The following is a 15,429-nucleotide window of genomic DNA, read 5'->3' on the forward strand; positions in this document are numbered from 1 at the left end:
TCTTCTAGAGTGAGATGAGTATAGTTCATGATGCAACTTTGACTTTGGTCGGTCGGAAGCAAAATGCTAGCTCATCTTGCTTCCTTCCAATAATTTAATCTCTGTTGCACTTCATTTGAGAATCTAAGCTTTTAAAAAACTAATAAGTTGAGTACTTAAACCTGCTTTAAATAAATTAATATTTTCTCTCTGCTCACTTCCGTATATAAAACAATTGTATTCAGCCTCAGTAATCAGTTTTACCTCATATAATATATTTACAAATTTTAAAAGATCAAAATTAACAAAATCAGTTTCATTTTTCAGATGAACCAATGCTAGATTGGCACGTTGTTTTCTACTCTTTAATGATAAATCGATACATGTATTATTTTTATTACCACTCCAATAAGGAATCTCCCCAAATCCAGCCCCTATGTAAAATTTTTTATATTTAGAGATATTGTTACGCCCCAACCAATCATAGTACTTTAGGATGTGATTAATATGCGATTTTAAAGATAAATTATGCATTCTATAAACAAAATTATTATAATATTTTCGAGTATTTTTGTAATTAAATCTCAAAAATTTTTTCGACTTTATTTTTAGATCATAATCAAAGTCCTTAATAAAAAAATAGTAAATTTTATCTATTATGTTTAAACCCATCCAAAATGATGAAATTAAATACCTTTCCATTCTTCCAAATAAAATTTCATGCACTTGATTAAATTCATTATAAATATTATGTACATCTTGTTCAATTATGGTCTTCAGTAGTGAATTATCTTTTTGATCATCATAAATTAGAAAGTCTTCTAATTCCCTTACAGTGCTTATATTTTCAGTAGAGTTATCCTGAACAACATTAATACCAGTATTTTTATTTTTTAGTTGGTCATTTATTGTATTTAGCAAGGCAGGGTTTTCTACACTATCCTCAAATAAACTACTTTTCAATAATTTCATTTTATGATACATATCACGATTCTTACCATTAAAATAAGTATCATTGACAAAATGAACATTTGGATTTAATTTTAACAAATCATCATTATCATTACTAAAAACCTCATTCAACCTATTAACTCTTCCAATTAAATTAATCAAATTTTTAATCCTCAAATCTGTTGTATTTAAAATAAATAACACCTCAATTGGAAAATTAATACCCTCCAAAACAACAGAATTCGCAACAAGGTATTTAATATCAGCTTCAGTTTCAAACTTATATTCCAAAAAATCTTTTATTAAATCAGGAATACCACCATGTAAATAAATCAATCCTTTTTTAATGTAATCAACACAATAAAAATCTTCATGTAAATTATCAGATAAAATTTTAGATAAAGACGCTAATTTTTCATTTAAGCCTAATCGATGACAAAGCCTTTTTGAAAACTCCTCTACTTTTTTGGGAGATCTTAAATAAATGAAATTTTTATTCTTTTGATTATATTTAATATATTCATATAAATTTTCACACCAACCTAATCTGTAACTTTCATCTAAAAATCGATTGTATTTAAAAAAATCTCCCATTTCTTTAAATTCAAAGTAGTCTGGCTCTTTGATATTTAACTTTATTTTACGTTCAAAAAAAACCTGATTAGCCTCAAGTTGTAAACTTTTAGATTCATTAATCAATGGAGACAAATAATAATGCTTTGAATTACTTGATCTAAATCTGTTTCTTCTAATAGCTCGAGCTAATATTACAGCTCTATAATCATTAGGCAGTAAATTATGTGCTTCATCAACTATCATTACATCAAAGTATATTTTTTTGTTCTTTGAGAAGAATCTCAATGCTCTTTCTTGTGTAAAAACACTTATAAAACTCTCTTCATTGTCATACATATCTTCATTAAATATTATTTTTCTATCAGGAAAAATTTTCTTTAAGTCGATTATACTTTGCGATATTAAGGATTTGCTTGGAACTATTATTGAAATTTTCTTATTATAATTTATTCTTATTATATCAAAAATCAATGAACTTTTACCAAATGAAGTAGGTGCAATATATACATTATCTAAACTTTCACTTGATAAAATTTCAGTTCTATTCAAACGTTGTTGATACATTTCAATGTGTTTATCATATCTATAAGCATCAACTTCAACATCATTCTTTATACTCTCTAAACTAAATGATTCTATTAATTTTTTTTCATAAATAAATCTATTTATCGGATAAAATCCAACATTGAGACTAAGATCAAATAAAGGTTGATATAATTTATTTATCAAGGCTACTTTCAAAATTACAAAATAAGCAAAATTAAAGTAAGTTATTCTCCTCTTATCTTTTTGATATTCTTGTAAAAATAAAATTGACACCGAAAGTATAAAGCTTAATTCCTCATACTCAAGTTGAACGCCTGTAGTTAATTTTCTAATTATGATTTGAAAAGGATCGATATCTTTCAATTTTTTTATTTGATTTATCCCATCCATAATCTGTCTACTTAACCTCTAAATACTTAATAAAATTACTGATATCTTCATTTGTTATTGAAAGAATTTTTATAGTTTTCCCCTTTAACCCTATCAACTTTGCCTTTTCCTGTAATAAGTTATCCGACCATAAGTTACTCCACTCTCCATTCAAATAAATTGTTGAACATGGAACTAAATTAAAGTCTTGCACTTGTGAAAAAATTCCATTTTGAAAATCTTTTCTTAACTGCCAAATTTTATCTATTATGTTATCTTTTGATTTAACATCTCTCTGATTTGCATGATTATATGCATTGATCCAAGGATTCCCATCTCTTCGGTGACTTTTCCCTGTTAGATATTGCTCTAGTCCACTATAAGATTCTCTAATTTTATTTAAATGTGAGATATTTTTGGTTAAACATCCACCAGATTTACTTTCAACCAGAAATATTTCATCGTTTTTACTGTATACCCCATCAAATCCTTTTTTCGCACTGCCATCTTCAAGATTAAAGAATAAACAATCTTGCTTGTAATTATTGTTATTTAAAAATAGATGTATAAGAAATTCAGATATAGCTCCTTGCTGACCACGCAAATCTTTCGTTTTTAGATATTCCAATAATCTATTTTTTACTTCTTCAATTGTACTACGAGAATAGCCTTCACAAATTTTGACTATTTCTTCATCAATTATTTTAATATATTCATTGTCGAACTCACCAATGTGCATTACATGTAGTTCTATGTTTGGTGCAAGTCTCTCCTTTTTATACACCTTCATTTTTTCACCTATAAATTCAAATAAATTAATTAGTTAAAAAACATTAAATCATCTTACTTTGATTAAAAATAATTCACAACACCTATAAAACTAGTTTTTCCTATAAAGATGCAAATCAAGAATTTGCTTTGAAGACCCTCACCCCAGCCCTCTCCCAAAGGGAGAGGGAGCGTCATCTGATTTAATAATCTGGTTAATTCAATAATGAAAGTTCCCTCTCCTTACAGGAGAGGGTTAGGGAGAGGTTTATTAATTTGAAGAGAAACTATTTAACCGCCCTTTTTACACTTTTATGTCAGACACCACGCATTTTCCTTATAATAATCACCTTTAAATCTCCCCATATTCATAATCCATTGGTGTATCAATGAAAAAACTCATGAACAACGCAGAAAACCTCGTTGTCCAAATGTGCAAAGGACTTGTACTGGCTCATCCAGAGCTTCAATTTAATGAAGCATATAAAATCATTTCACGTAAAGAAAAACACAACAACGTGGCACTCATCAGTGGCGGCGGTAGCGGTCATGAACCTGCACATGCAGGCTTTGTCGGTACAGGTATGCTCGATGCTGCGGTATGTGGCGACGTATTTGCATCGCCTTCGCAAATTCAGGTGTATAAAGCCTTACAACAAGTCGCATCTGACAAAGGTGCATTGATGATCATCAAAAACTATTCTGGCGATATGATGAATTTCCAGAATGGCGCAGCACTTGCAACTGACGATGGTATCAACGTTGATTATGTAAAAGTCGCAGATGATATTGCCGTAAAAGACAGTCTATATACTGTTGGCCGCCGTGGTGTAGCAGGAACGGTATTTGTACATAAAATTGCCGGTGCAGCAGCAGCCAAAGGTTTAGATTTAGCTCAAGTCAAAGCCATTGCACAAAAAGCCGCAGACAATGTCACCAGCTTAGGCTTTGCATTTAATTCATGCACAGTGCCTGCCAAAGGTACACCAACCTTCTCTTTAGCTGAAGATGAAATGGAATACGGTGTCGGTATTCATGGTGAACCCGGTATTCGTCGTGAAAAAATCTTGCCATCGAACCAGTTGGCACAGCGCATCGTCGATGACCTATTTTTAGACCGTCCTGAACTCAAAGAAGTTGCTGTGCTCATTAACGGTTTTGGTTCAACACCGATGCAAGAACTGTATGTGTTTAACCAAGACGTATGCCAACAGCTTGCAGCCAAAGGTATCAAAATTTATCGCAGCTTTGTTGGCAACTACATGACCAGTATCGACATGGCTGGCGCATCAGTATCTTTACTTGAGTTAGATGATGAACTCAAAGGCTACCTCGATGCTGAAGCCAACACCCCTGCCTTTAAAATGGATGGTTCGGCTGCCCTGCCAATTGAGTTTGCTGTAAACAATGCACAAGCAGAACAAACACTGAATACTGCAATTGAAACTCACGCAGAGCATGCCCAAATTGTGAATGAGCAATTTAGCATTGAAAATATGCGCTATGTCATTGATGCCATGAGTGCCTGCATTATTAAGAATGAAGTGCCGTTTTGTGAACTCGATGCCCATGCAGGTGATGGCGACTTTGGCATGAGCGTCGCTAAAGGCTTTAAACAATTAAAACGCCATTGGGCGGAATTAACTCAATATGAACGTATGGATGATTTTTTACTAAATTGTTCAATGATCATTATGGAACATTGTGGCGGTGCATCTGGCCCAATTTGGGGTTCAGCTTTCCGTGCAGCCAGCAAATCAATCAAAGGTAAAGACACGCTTTCTGTCGCTGACTTTGCAGCCTTATTGCAAGATGCGGTTAAAGGCATTCAAACCACGGGCGAGCGTTCATTTGGTCGCGGTGCTGTGGTTGGCGATAAAACCTTAATTGATGCTTTAGTTCCATGTGCAAATTCATGGTCTGCAAATACAGACAAATCATTTAAAGAAAACTTTGTATTGGGCGCACAAGCAGCAGTTCAAGGCGCTGAAAATACCAAAGCGATTGTGGCACGTATGGGCCGTGCCGGTACGGTCGGTGACCGAAGCCTCGGTTACCCTGATGCTGGTGCACATGGTTTGGGGGTCATCTTTAGCGAGATTGCTGCGCTGATTAAATAAGTTCAATGCTTAAAAGCCCTGATCATTCAGGGCTTTTTACTGTGAATAAAATATTCATTATTTTTTAATTGAGCAGCTTTATTTCAACCACATTCAAGTGATGCATCATCTCCCGTACAAAAACGAAATAGGCAAACAGCTTGAAATCAAATCCAGCCTGTTCAGCATAATATTCCATACGCTCCACAAACTCATTAAAGGCATGCTCCAGCTTGATACGGTCAATCACCCGCGCATTTTGGAAGAATAGATGCGAGAGCTGCTGTAGATATGCATCCGAAATCTGTGCAATTCGTTGAGTTTTATAATCCAGTTTGAGCTGCTCGAGTATTTCTTCAATCACTTCAATCATATTTTCAATAGCCAGCGCATCAAGCCTTTGATTCCTAACACTTTGTGACTCGATAAAACCGAGACCTTTGTCAATTTCAATAGTTTGAACATCCATCTTAAATTGAACTGTTTCAATACCTAAAGAAAATATAAAAGATTGCATGAGCATACATCCTGAAAAACACGATATTAAGCGCTAGGAACCAAGTTTAACTCCAAATAATGTCGTACCTGATTGCGCCCTTTCTGCTTAGCCAGATATAAAGCCCGGTCTGCCATTCGAATCGTTTGTTCTTTATTTAAATGAGGTAGTGAGAGTGCAACACCAAAGCTTGCACTCATCTTTAAATTTTCACCAGTTTCTATCTGAACATCTTCGAGTTCAATAATTCTGCGACAACGCTCAGCTATTTCTATCGCCTGCTGCAAATTTTGATCTTTTAAAATTAAAATAAATTCTTCACCACCAAAACGCCCCACAATATCTTGTTCCCTTGTTGTGGTACATAAAATTGCTGCCACGCGCTGTAAAACAGTATCGCCTACATCATGTCCATATTGATCATTAATCAGTTTGAAATGATCTAAATCCAATAAAATTACAGCATAAGCCGTTTTGTTTTTACGTTCTAATGCACTAAGCTCTTCACCAATATAACGCCGGTTGAACACATTTGTCAGACCATCAGTCTGACTCATTTTTTTAATAATTTTTTCACGGCGCCGCCATTGCGAGAGCAAAATTTCAAAAAACAGTACTGAAACTAACAAGATGGGCAGATAGACTTCTGCCATGCTGCCAATCCAGAATTTATTATGATAAAACTCACTCATCGTGAGTACATCACTAAACACGGGTGCATAACGAATCATGCCATTATAAGTGAGATAACTGATAACGACGGTAAAAATAGATGCAGGTATGGCAATGCTGTAGATAATTTCCCGTGAGTAAAATACGAGGCCAATCAGTACGATATTCACAAAACCAGCAATGGTCGCAGGGCTATAAATACCAACGGTATAACCTGCATAAATCATCACCCCGCCAAAAAAAAGCGGTGCAAAATAAGCAATAAATGTACGAAATTTCTTGTTTCTTTTATAACGAAAACTCAATAGGGTTAAGAATGAAAAAATCACCAGCGTAGTGAATACGGTCACAATACGAATTAGAAAAAAGTCAGGATTGATCCAGACCCGATTGTCTGGTGAGAAATAGCTGAACAAATACCATTTGATTGCGCTGACTTGGCATAATGCACCAAAAATCAGTAACAATACCCCTTTATCAAAATTGGGCCAGTAAATAATCAAATTATCTGATTCAAGTAGATGAAACCTGAATCTGCCCCAATAATGAAAAATCGACATACGAATTTTTCTAAGCAAGCTCATTTCTTTATTAATGTCTTTATAATTTATAAATTTTTATTGCCTCTTAATCCTATCATTTGTACAAAAAATAAACAATGTATAATTTATAGTCTTTGAATAAACAGCACCCCATTCAAATGATCTATTTCATGCTGCACAATGCGGGCAGGAAAACCACTAAATAAAGTTTCCACAACTTCACCGGCTACCGTTAAATAACGCAGCTTAATGCTTTCAGCACGTGCGACTTGGCCACGCTCATCCGGTACACTTAAACAGCCCTCTTCACCCAATACTGTCGTTGCAGAACTTTCCAGAATTTCAGGATTAACCATCACCACGGCGTCCATTTCAGGTGCATCGGGATAACGCGGATTGGGACGTGAAGCGACAATAATCAGCCGTTTGGACACATAGACTTGCGGTGCAGCTATACCCACTCCATTCTTTTGTAACATGGTGCTATGCATTGCTTCAGCAAGTTGCTTTAACCATGGGCTATTCAGCTCAGAACTGGCAACTTCTGCAGCGTTTAGATTCAAAATAGCTTCGCCACGCTGTGCAACGGCTAAAATGCAGCTCATAAATTTATTCCTAATCTTAAAGACTCATACCCTATTAAGCGCATGAGCCAGGCTAAATCCTGTATTTATATTAATCTTGAAATGACAAATTGGATATTCAGTTTTTAAACATGTATTGCATCTTTTATGCACATAAATCCACATATAATCACCGTTCATTTTTAAGTCGATTTTAATTTTACTTCTTTATACTTCACTAAATTTCTTTAACAAATATAAAATATGAATACAGCTCAACTCTTGCTTGGCGTAGTGTTTAGTTCCATTGGCTTAGGCTATTTTATGTATGGAAAAAAGCAAAAAGTCACTATGCCCTTGGTCTGCGGCTTGGTGCTAATGATCTTTCCCTATTTTGTGGAAAATACGGTCATGCTGAGTCTCGTTGGAATTACCCTCTCCCTGACTCCCTACTTTATACGCCTTTAATCTATAGTAAAATTATTGTTTATTATTCATAAAATTAAGTTGTTAGACTCAAAAGAAAGATTGATTTTTCATCTAAAAAACAAGTCACTAGAATGAGACCAGAAATTATATTCTTAAATCCTAATTTTTGCTGACTGATGGAAATTTAAAGCATGGAAGCAATACCTCGTCTCACCCGTGAAGATAAACGCACGCTGGGCTTGTCCTCTTTAGGCGGCGCACTCGAATTTTACGATTTCGTCATTTACGTATTTTACGCAAAAATCATTTCCGAACTGTTTTTTCCCAGTGGCTTAAGCCCTTTTTGGGCCATGCTGAACACGTATGGAATTTTTGCCGCAGGCTATTTCTTTCGCCCATTGGGTGGAGTGGTTATGGCGCATTTTGGTGATCTGATTGGGCGTAAGCGTTTATTCAGTCTATCCATTTTACTGATGGCGCTACCGACCTTAATGATCGGGGTGATGCCGACCTTTGAAAGCATTGGCTATGCAGCACCATTATTACTGTTGCTGATGCGTGTGGTTCAGGGTATTGCAATTGGCGGGGAAATTCCTGCAGCGTGGACTTTTGTTTCCGAGCATGTGCCTGAAAGAAAAATCGGCTTTGCCAATGGCTTGCTTACTGCGGGTTTATCTTTAGGGATTTTGCTGGGTGCGCTCATGTCACTGTTTATTTCCATCAAGTTTTCAGAACCTGAAATTCATGACTGGGCATGGCGTATTCCCTTTATTGCTGGCGGGATTTTCGGATTAATCGCACTTTATTTACGCAGTTATTTGAAAGAAACACCCGTCTTTAAAGCCATGCAGCAACGTAAGGAACTCTCTAAAGAAATGCCGGTGAAACAGGTATTAACCGAGCATAAAACTGCGGTCGTGATTGGCATGTTATTTACCTGGTTTTTGACGGGCTGTGTGGTGGTGCTGATTTTAGCCATGCCGAATCTCCTGACCGGAGCTTTTGGTTTTGAACGTGCCGATGCCTTTAAAATGCAAAGTGCTGCAATCATCATGCAAATGCTGGGCTGTATTTTGGCAGGGTTGCTGGCTGACCGTTTTGGCGCAGGCAAAGTGATTTTATCGGGTTCACTGGCAGTTGCCGTACTTGCCGGCATTTTCTATAACAGTCTGGGATATGTCGCACCTGCAACTGTGTTTATGCTGTATATGTTGCTGGGCTTATTTTCAGGTACGGTAGGTATGGTGTCTTATAGTATGGTGAAAATGTTTCCTGCCCAGATTCGTTTCTCCGGTATTTCATTTTCCTATAATCTGGCCTATGCCATAGCCGGCGGAATCACCTTGCCTCTGGTGCAGTGGTTAAGCCTGTATAGCAAAATTGGTGCGATGTATTATATTTGGGTCGTGTGTCTGGTGTCGTTCTTTACTGCAATGTTGTATCTGGGCAAATTTGAAAAACAACCTTTTGCCAATCCTGCTGCCTCACCTACACAAAATCCTGTCAACGATTAAGCTTAAAAAGCCCTTCAGTTGAAGGGCTTTTATCTATTAGGCGGAAAGATTTTTCTTCAGTTCGTCTTCTACAATTTCAATTTCCAGCGCACTAAATTTTCGAATTTCGCCTTCTGCATGTTTTTCTAGCATACCTGAAATCAAAGGAACTTTGACTTTGACATGCCAGTTCAAGGTGATATGAACTTGTTGATCATTCCCTGTTACTGCACGTTCACAGTTCGCTTCTAAAGGAAGATTGGCACCTAATTCAATAGTCGAGGTTAAAGCAGTTAAATTGGTAATATCGGTACGCTTAACACGGAACGCATCTTTCAGAAATTTCTTGGCGATATCCGGAATGTTGACATCCAGATTATAGGCACGGCGTAAGGTATAAGTTCCACCTTGAATCTGGGATTCAATGATTTCCAGATTCTCTCCCGGAATACGTCTGCACACAGCTTCATGCAAAGTAGTATCTGCAGCAAGCTGTTTGAACTGGTCAATTGAAACACCCTGAATTGTAGAATTCACAGTAAAACGATGTCCCATCTTTTATTTTCCTTTGTTTTTTTAGTGAGTACTTTGAAAGAGCTTAAATTATTGATCATCACTGATCGAATTTATTTTGCCGTGCAGTCTAATGGAATTTTGATGATGTTGTCATTGGCTGTGTATACCGAGCCATTAATCACGAATGCCACATCGTATTTCAATTTGTTCAGTACAGGAAATGCTGAGAAAATGGTTTCGGTATTCAATGAGCGCATAAAATTGTTCGGCGCCATCATCCAGACCGGTCGTGGTCCATGTCGTACCGTTAGGAAAGTCCTTTAGCCATTCTGCTTTATAAAAGTCAGACACTGAATCAAAATGGATATATTTTTCAGGTTCCGCCTGAATCCGGGATGCCAGGTCATCAAATTGCTTGATTTGATGTTGGATAAAATCAATCAGCATCCCTCGACTCCTTAACTTTAAACCCCTTTAAATTGGGTCAGTGCCTGTTTCTTTTTCACCTGTTCCCACTGCCACCAGCCAAATGCAGCCAAACCGACAAATGCAGCATATAAACCGGCAGTCAGGAATAAATCTTTATAAATAAACATGCCGACATAAATAATATCGACAAACACCCACAGAATCCACGTTGCAATATGCTTACGACTGGTCCAGTAGGTTGCCAGCAGGCTAAATGCCGCCAGCTGTGAATCAAGCATTGGCACCGCGGCATCAGTAAAATGTTTTAGGGTTAAACCAAAAATTAAACCGCCAATTGCAGCCAGCAGCATTTGGAAAATCACTGTTTTTGTGGCAATCGGTTCAATGCGGATGTCATGATCTTGCTGTTTTCCCTTCAGCCAGTGATAGAAACCATAGAAATTCACCCCCATAAAGAAGAACTGCAAAATGGTTTCACCATACAGCTTAAATTCGTAAAATAAATAAGCATATAAAACAAATGCCGCAAAGTTGAACCACCAGCACCACATGTTGCGTTTAACGGTGAGTGCCACCCCAATCAGACTAATAATAACCGCAACAATTTCTAAAGGTGACATAGCAATCAACAGGCATTTAAACAGTGTTGCTATTATGAAAAAAATAGCGCTGAACGCAAGCTAAATTATCACCATTCTGTCCCCTTGCTCGCCAATCAGTACAGCGCCATTAGCTGTTGATTTTCTCATTGCCATAGCCATTGAAAATGTGACTGCTCAGGTTTGACAGTTTTCTAACAATCGTTTAAAAACTTATTAAGTGATCAATCTGGAAGAATAAAAATGTCCCAACAACAAGGAAAAGTCAGTCGAGAAATCCGCGGAACACTGTTGCTGATTGGCCTCGACCGTGCCGAAAAACGAAATGCCTTTGACAGTCATATGATTCAAGACCTGTCACTGGCGCTGACGGAATATGAAAATCATCCGGAATTACGCTGTGCCGTGATCTTTGCACATGGTGAACATTTTACTGCTGGCCTGGATCTGGTTGAATTACAGCCTAAACTGGAAAGCGGCGTGTTTGATTTTGATCAGCAGCAGATTAACCCTTGGGGCACCACCTCACGTCCACGCAAGAAACCGGTGATTGTGGCCGTACAAGGCTTTTGCTATACCGCCGGTATTGAACTGATGCTGAATGCCGATATTGCCATTGCTCAGGACAATACCCAGTTTGCCCAGATGGAAGTTCAACGCGGTATTTTACCTTTTGGCGGTGCAACCGTGCGTTTTGTACAGGCCGCAGGCTGGTCCAAGGCCATGCGCTATTTGCTTACAGGTGATTCGTTTGATGCTGCAACTGCGCTGGATTTAAACCTGATTACTGAAATCACGTCTCAACCACCACTACAACGTGCCATTGAGCTGGCCGAACGCATTGCTCAGGCTGCCCCTCTGGCTGTCCAAGCCACACTTGCTTCTGCCAAAGAAGCCGCAGAACACGGTGCAGAAACTGCATTTGCCCATTTGCAGCAACATTTAAACCCGCTCTTAAAAACACAGGATATACAGGAAGGCGTCATGGCCATGCTGCAACGACGTGCCCCTGAATTTAAAGGTCGCTAATTTAAAAATTCATCCTTTTGCATACCCATAACAACGAGTTTGCCATGCCAAATACCCATCAGAAACGACAAAACCCACCATTTACAAGCAGTTCCCAAGCCTTCCTCGCCACGGATGGTTACCCGCTGGCTGGAACGCTGTATACACCACGCCACGGATTCAAGGCCAATCTTGTTCTCTCCAGTGCCACCGGCGTTCCGCAAGAATTTTACCGTCGCTTTGCCGAATACATGACCCAATTTGGTTATCAGCTCCTGACTTTTGATTATCGAGGTGTGGGGCAATCGGCGCCTAAAACACTCAAAGGCTTTAAAATGTCCTATCTGGATTGGGGAACGCTGGATCTAGCCGGCGCGATTGATTATCTGGCTCAAGATCAACTGCCGCTATTTATGGTCGGTCATTCTTATGGTGGACAGGCCCTCGGTTTGGTACCCAATCATGCCAAAGTCAGCGCTATGTATTGTTTTGGAACTGGGGCCGGCTGGCATGGCTATATGCCTTTAAAGGAAAAAATCAAGGTTCAGGTGATCTGGAATATTATTTTCCCACCGATGGTGGCCATGAAAGGTTACTTGCCATGGAGCAAGTTGAATATGGGTGCAGATTTGCCGATTGATGTCTATAAACAGTGGCGAAAATGGTGTAAAAATCCCACCTACTTTTTTGCAGATCCTGACCAGCAGCGTTTAATCGGGCAATATGCACAAGTGAAAACGCCGATTTATGCTGTCTCTGCGCTGGATGATGACTGGGCTTTGCCGAATTCACGCCATGCCTTTATGCAACATTACCGGCAAGCCCCAATGCAGTTCATCAATATTTCAGCTGCCGATTATGGCCTGAAACAGATTGGACATATGGGGTATTTCCGCAAAGGTTCAGAAAAAATCTGGGATGATATCCGGAATACTTTCGATGATCTGCTTGCCTCACAAAACCACTAGGAATCCAAACTAATGCGTCCACAGAAACTCAGCCGTGAGCAAATTCTCAATGCCTGTGCCTTGCAGTTTAAAAGGTATGGCTATGCTGGAACCAGCATGGAGATGCTCGCCAAAGCCTGTGGACTGACCAAAGCTTCTTTTTACTATTACTATCCCAGCAAAGAAGCCTTATTGCTGGATGTACTTGAACTGACCCAACACTATTTAAATAGCCATTTATTTAAACTAAATGAAAATACTCAAATTTCAGCCGCAGAATATTTTGACCAGATGCATACCCGTGCCGTCCAGTTTTTTAGTTATGAAGTCAAAGGCTGTCTGGTCGGTATGTTGTCACTGGAAGCACGCTATCATTCGGCCGATTTGTTAGATAAAATTCGCGCGATCTTTCAGCATTGGGAAATGGCTTTTTATCAATTATTTAGGCTTCAACTACAAGAAGATGAGGCCAAAATTTTAGCCAAGCAAAGTGTGGCCGATTATGAAGGAGCCATTTTAATGTATCGCCTGAATGATGATCTGTTTTATCTGGATCAGGTCAAACAACGCATTTTGAAACAGTTAACTGCTGCCTAATGATTGACAGCTTGAGGCTACTACGTGAAAGACTACATTGTAGTACTTAATTAAACCCGGCTATGCAGTTCCTTGAATTCACGTTTATGTTCATCGCCAAAACGGTCCACATGGGTATAAAACACCCCATAGCGTCCCACATAGTATTCCAAAGACTGATCGTAAAAGGTCCAGAAAATCGACCATTCTTCTAAATCAAGCTTACGGATCTGGGTTCGGGCCTTGGCCGGCATTTTTTTATATACCCCTTCTTGAAGCACAACGGCCTGATTTAAATTCCGTTCAGTCAATTGACGTTCAAAAAACAGCTCGCAGACATCATCAAATAATTGCTGCTCATATTCTTCTACTTCATCAATCCGTACTTCATGTGTTGATAATGGCTTGGTTAATGTAGGTGCTGAGTTGTTCAAATCGGCTAACTGATTGATTTTGAATTGATGATAATGTTGATGAAAAATAATTTTAAAAACAACTTTCCACAGCCCTATCAACACAATGCAAATACACAACCACAATAATATTTTTATCATAGCGCCACTCTCTCGAGTAAACAGTTATTATCTTTATATTATATAAAACAATTAGAATAAAAATTATACAAATTTTAAAAAATTATGCTATAGAAATAATACATCTTCAGAATTTTTTCATGTTTGCTATGGCATACCCTCAATCTACTTATTCGGCCTGGAACGCTTTGGACATTCAAGTCTGCAAAGCCGATGCCCGACGTGTGGACTTTTTCAATGAGGTGCCTTGCTATTTAGATGGTGATTGTAACTTAGAGTAATGATCACAAAAGCCATTCCCAAGGTCGCCTCAACAGCGACCTTTTTTATTGCCTAAAGATAAGGAAATAACAAATGAATAGTCCATTGAATAAAAATGACTTCCCCAAGCCGCTGTCTGCACCGGTTGTAGCATCTATTATCCAATCCTCACGCCTCGCTACAGCCGGTCAATTTATTAGTGTCGTACTGATTTGGTCACTCACTCCACTTGCAGCGGTCTGGACAGTGCATGAACTTCATTGGGCGTGGGGTTTATTTATTCGATTTAGTTTAGCCATCCCCATCGCCATGATTTTTATGACTGTGTTCAAACTTAAAATACCCCTGCATCCACAGGCGTTGCTGAGCTATGCGGCTGGTGCGCTTGGCTTGTTTCTATCTATGAGTTTTTGCTATATGGGAGCATCCAAAGTTTCATCAGCCATGATTTCAATTATTTATGGAATTGCACCCTTAGTATCGGGTTTGCTCTCGATTTTTCTATTTAAAAATGAACGATTTAGTGCTTATCAATGGCTGGGGCTAATACTGGGCATCACGGGTCTGATTTTTGCCTTGGGACTAAGTTCCGAAAACTTGAAATTAGATTATTTTGGCGTTGTTTTAGAAATAATAGCCATGCTGTTTTATGTACTTTCGGCATTTGCGGTACTTCAGGTTAATGCCAATATTCATCCGATTAGCCAAATGACTGGTTCGACAATAATGTCATGGTTAGGCTATAGCCTGTTACTGCCTTTTTTCTGGGCAGATCTACCCACTCAATTTCCCTCCCTTCAAACGACTGTTGCCCTGATCTATAGCGCATTATTTTCTTCAGTATTGGCAATGATTTGTTATTACCAGCTGTTGAACAAGGTCAATCCCACCACCCTAATGCTCATTACCATCATGACACCTGTACTGGCAACCCTTTGGGGAAGCTGGCTCAACCATGAGTCACTGGGGGCAGATCTCATTATTGGCTTGGTTTTACTCTGTAGTGGTTTGGTTCTTTATTCTTTGGCTAAACGATCAGAAGTTTAAATAAAAAAATCCCGAGTGTGATGCCGACTC

The 15,429-nt window shown here is 38.3% G+C and carries 17 protein-coding genes; 8 read left to right on the top strand and 9 right to left on the bottom strand.

The window, feature by feature from the left end; all coding sequences use genetic code 11:
- Positions 1-123: 123 nt before the first annotated feature.
- Both FB6_RS16565 and FB6_RS09290 read right to left on the bottom strand, forming a co-directional pair.
- Complete coding sequence (locus FB6_RS16565; RefSeq protein ID WP_254592222.1) at positions 124-2,442, bottom strand: DEAD/DEAH box helicase family protein; 2,319 nt, start codon at positions 2,440-2,442, stop codon at positions 124-126.
- Between the two features lie 7 nt (positions 2,443-2,449).
- On the bottom strand, positions 2,450-3,211 hold the full coding sequence (locus FB6_RS09290) for a hypothetical protein (protein ID WP_174559733.1): 762 nt from the start codon (positions 3,209-3,211) through the stop codon (positions 2,450-2,452).
- Positions 3,212-3,578: 367 nt separating this feature from the next.
- On the opposite strand from FB6_RS09290, the gene dhaK reads away from it, so the two are divergent.
- Entirely contained in the window at positions 3,579-5,309 is a 1,731-nt protein-coding gene (gene dhaK, locus FB6_RS09295; protein ID WP_174559734.1) for a dihydroxyacetone kinase subunit DhaK, read from the top strand.
- A 64-nt stretch (positions 5,310-5,373) separates the two neighbouring features.
- Here the strand turns inward: dhaK and FB6_RS09300 are convergent, their stop codons facing one another.
- The 3 genes from FB6_RS09300 to def all read right to left on the bottom strand — a co-directional run bounded on the left by FB6_RS09300 (position 5,374) and on the right by def (position 7,603).
- Positions 5,374-5,805, bottom strand: a complete 432-nt coding sequence (locus FB6_RS09300; protein ID WP_254592223.1) for a hypothetical protein — start codon at positions 5,803-5,805, stop codon at positions 5,374-5,376.
- A 26-nt stretch (positions 5,806-5,831) separates the two neighbouring features.
- Positions 5,832-7,016 (bottom strand): GGDEF domain-containing protein, encoded by a 1,185-nt coding sequence (locus tag FB6_RS09305; RefSeq protein WP_174559736.1) that lies wholly within the window; start codon positions 7,014-7,016, stop codon positions 5,832-5,834.
- Between the two features lie 107 nt (positions 7,017-7,123).
- Complete coding sequence (gene def, locus FB6_RS09310; RefSeq protein ID WP_174559737.1) at positions 7,124-7,603, bottom strand: peptide deformylase; 480 nt, start codon at positions 7,601-7,603, stop codon at positions 7,124-7,126.
- 222 nt (positions 7,604-7,825) lie between these two features.
- On the opposite strand from def, the gene FB6_RS09315 reads away from it, so the two are divergent.
- Together FB6_RS09315 and FB6_RS09320 are read left to right on the top strand one after the other, a co-directional pair.
- Positions 7,826-8,029: an amino acid transport protein gene (locus tag FB6_RS09315; RefSeq protein ID WP_174559738.1), complete on the top strand. Its 204-nt coding sequence runs from the start codon at positions 7,826-7,828 to the stop codon at positions 8,027-8,029.
- 152 nt (positions 8,030-8,181) lie between these two features.
- Entirely contained in the window at positions 8,182-9,504 is a 1,323-nt protein-coding gene (locus tag FB6_RS09320) for an MFS transporter (protein ID WP_174559739.1), read from the top strand.
- Positions 9,505-9,540: 36 nt separating this feature from the next.
- On the opposite strand, the gene FB6_RS09325 is transcribed toward FB6_RS09320, so the two are convergent.
- From FB6_RS09325 to pnuC, 3 genes are all read right to left on the bottom strand, one after another.
- On the bottom strand, positions 9,541-10,038 hold the full coding sequence (locus FB6_RS09325; RefSeq protein ID WP_174559740.1) for a DUF2505 family protein: 498 nt from the start codon (positions 10,036-10,038) through the stop codon (positions 9,541-9,543).
- A gap of 135 nt (positions 10,039-10,173) precedes the next feature.
- Positions 10,174-10,446: a hypothetical protein gene (locus tag FB6_RS09330; RefSeq protein ID WP_174559741.1), complete on the bottom strand. Its 273-nt coding sequence runs from the start codon at positions 10,444-10,446 to the stop codon at positions 10,174-10,176.
- 17 nt (positions 10,447-10,463) lie between these two features.
- Entirely contained in the window at positions 10,464-11,048 is a 585-nt protein-coding gene (gene pnuC, locus FB6_RS09335; protein WP_174559742.1) for a nicotinamide riboside transporter PnuC, read from the bottom strand.
- 222 nt (positions 11,049-11,270) lie between these two features.
- Here pnuC and FB6_RS09340 point away from each other — a divergent pair, with 222 nt between their 5' ends.
- Genes FB6_RS09340 through FB6_RS09350 form a run of 3 tightly spaced genes read left to right on the top strand, consistent with a single transcriptional unit; the run spans position 11,271 to position 13,579 of the window.
- Complete coding sequence (locus FB6_RS09340; RefSeq protein WP_174559743.1) at positions 11,271-12,056, top strand: crotonase/enoyl-CoA hydratase family protein; 786 nt, start codon at positions 11,271-11,273, stop codon at positions 12,054-12,056.
- Between the two features lie 44 nt (positions 12,057-12,100).
- Positions 12,101-13,003, top strand: a complete 903-nt coding sequence (locus FB6_RS09345; RefSeq protein WP_174559744.1) for an alpha/beta hydrolase family protein — start codon at positions 12,101-12,103, stop codon at positions 13,001-13,003.
- Positions 13,004-13,015: 12 nt separating this feature from the next.
- On the top strand, positions 13,016-13,579 hold the full coding sequence (locus FB6_RS09350) for a TetR/AcrR family transcriptional regulator (protein WP_174559745.1): 564 nt from the start codon (positions 13,016-13,018) through the stop codon (positions 13,577-13,579).
- Between the two features lie 50 nt (positions 13,580-13,629).
- On the opposite strand, the gene FB6_RS09355 is transcribed toward FB6_RS09350, so the two are convergent.
- On the bottom strand, positions 13,630-14,112 hold the full coding sequence (locus FB6_RS09355; protein ID WP_174559746.1) for a hypothetical protein: 483 nt from the start codon (positions 14,110-14,112) through the stop codon (positions 13,630-13,632).
- Positions 14,113-14,231: 119 nt separating this feature from the next.
- Here FB6_RS09355 and FB6_RS09360 point away from each other — a divergent pair, with 119 nt between their 5' ends.
- Together FB6_RS09360 and FB6_RS09365 are read left to right on the top strand one after the other, a co-directional pair.
- A complete protein-coding gene (locus tag FB6_RS09360) occupies positions 14,232-14,372 on the top strand; it encodes a hypothetical protein (protein ID WP_174559747.1) in 141 nt (46 codons plus the stop codon).
- Positions 14,373-14,445: 73 nt separating this feature from the next.
- Positions 14,446-15,399, top strand: coding sequence for a DMT family transporter (locus FB6_RS09365; RefSeq protein ID WP_174559748.1), 954 nt, complete (start codon positions 14,446-14,448; stop codon positions 15,397-15,399).
- Positions 15,400-15,429: the final 30 nt, after the last annotated feature.

The sequence above is a fragment of the Acinetobacter bouvetii genome (assembly GCF_902753875.1).
Lineage (GTDB): Bacteria > Pseudomonadota > Gammaproteobacteria > Pseudomonadales > Moraxellaceae > Acinetobacter > Acinetobacter bouvetii_A.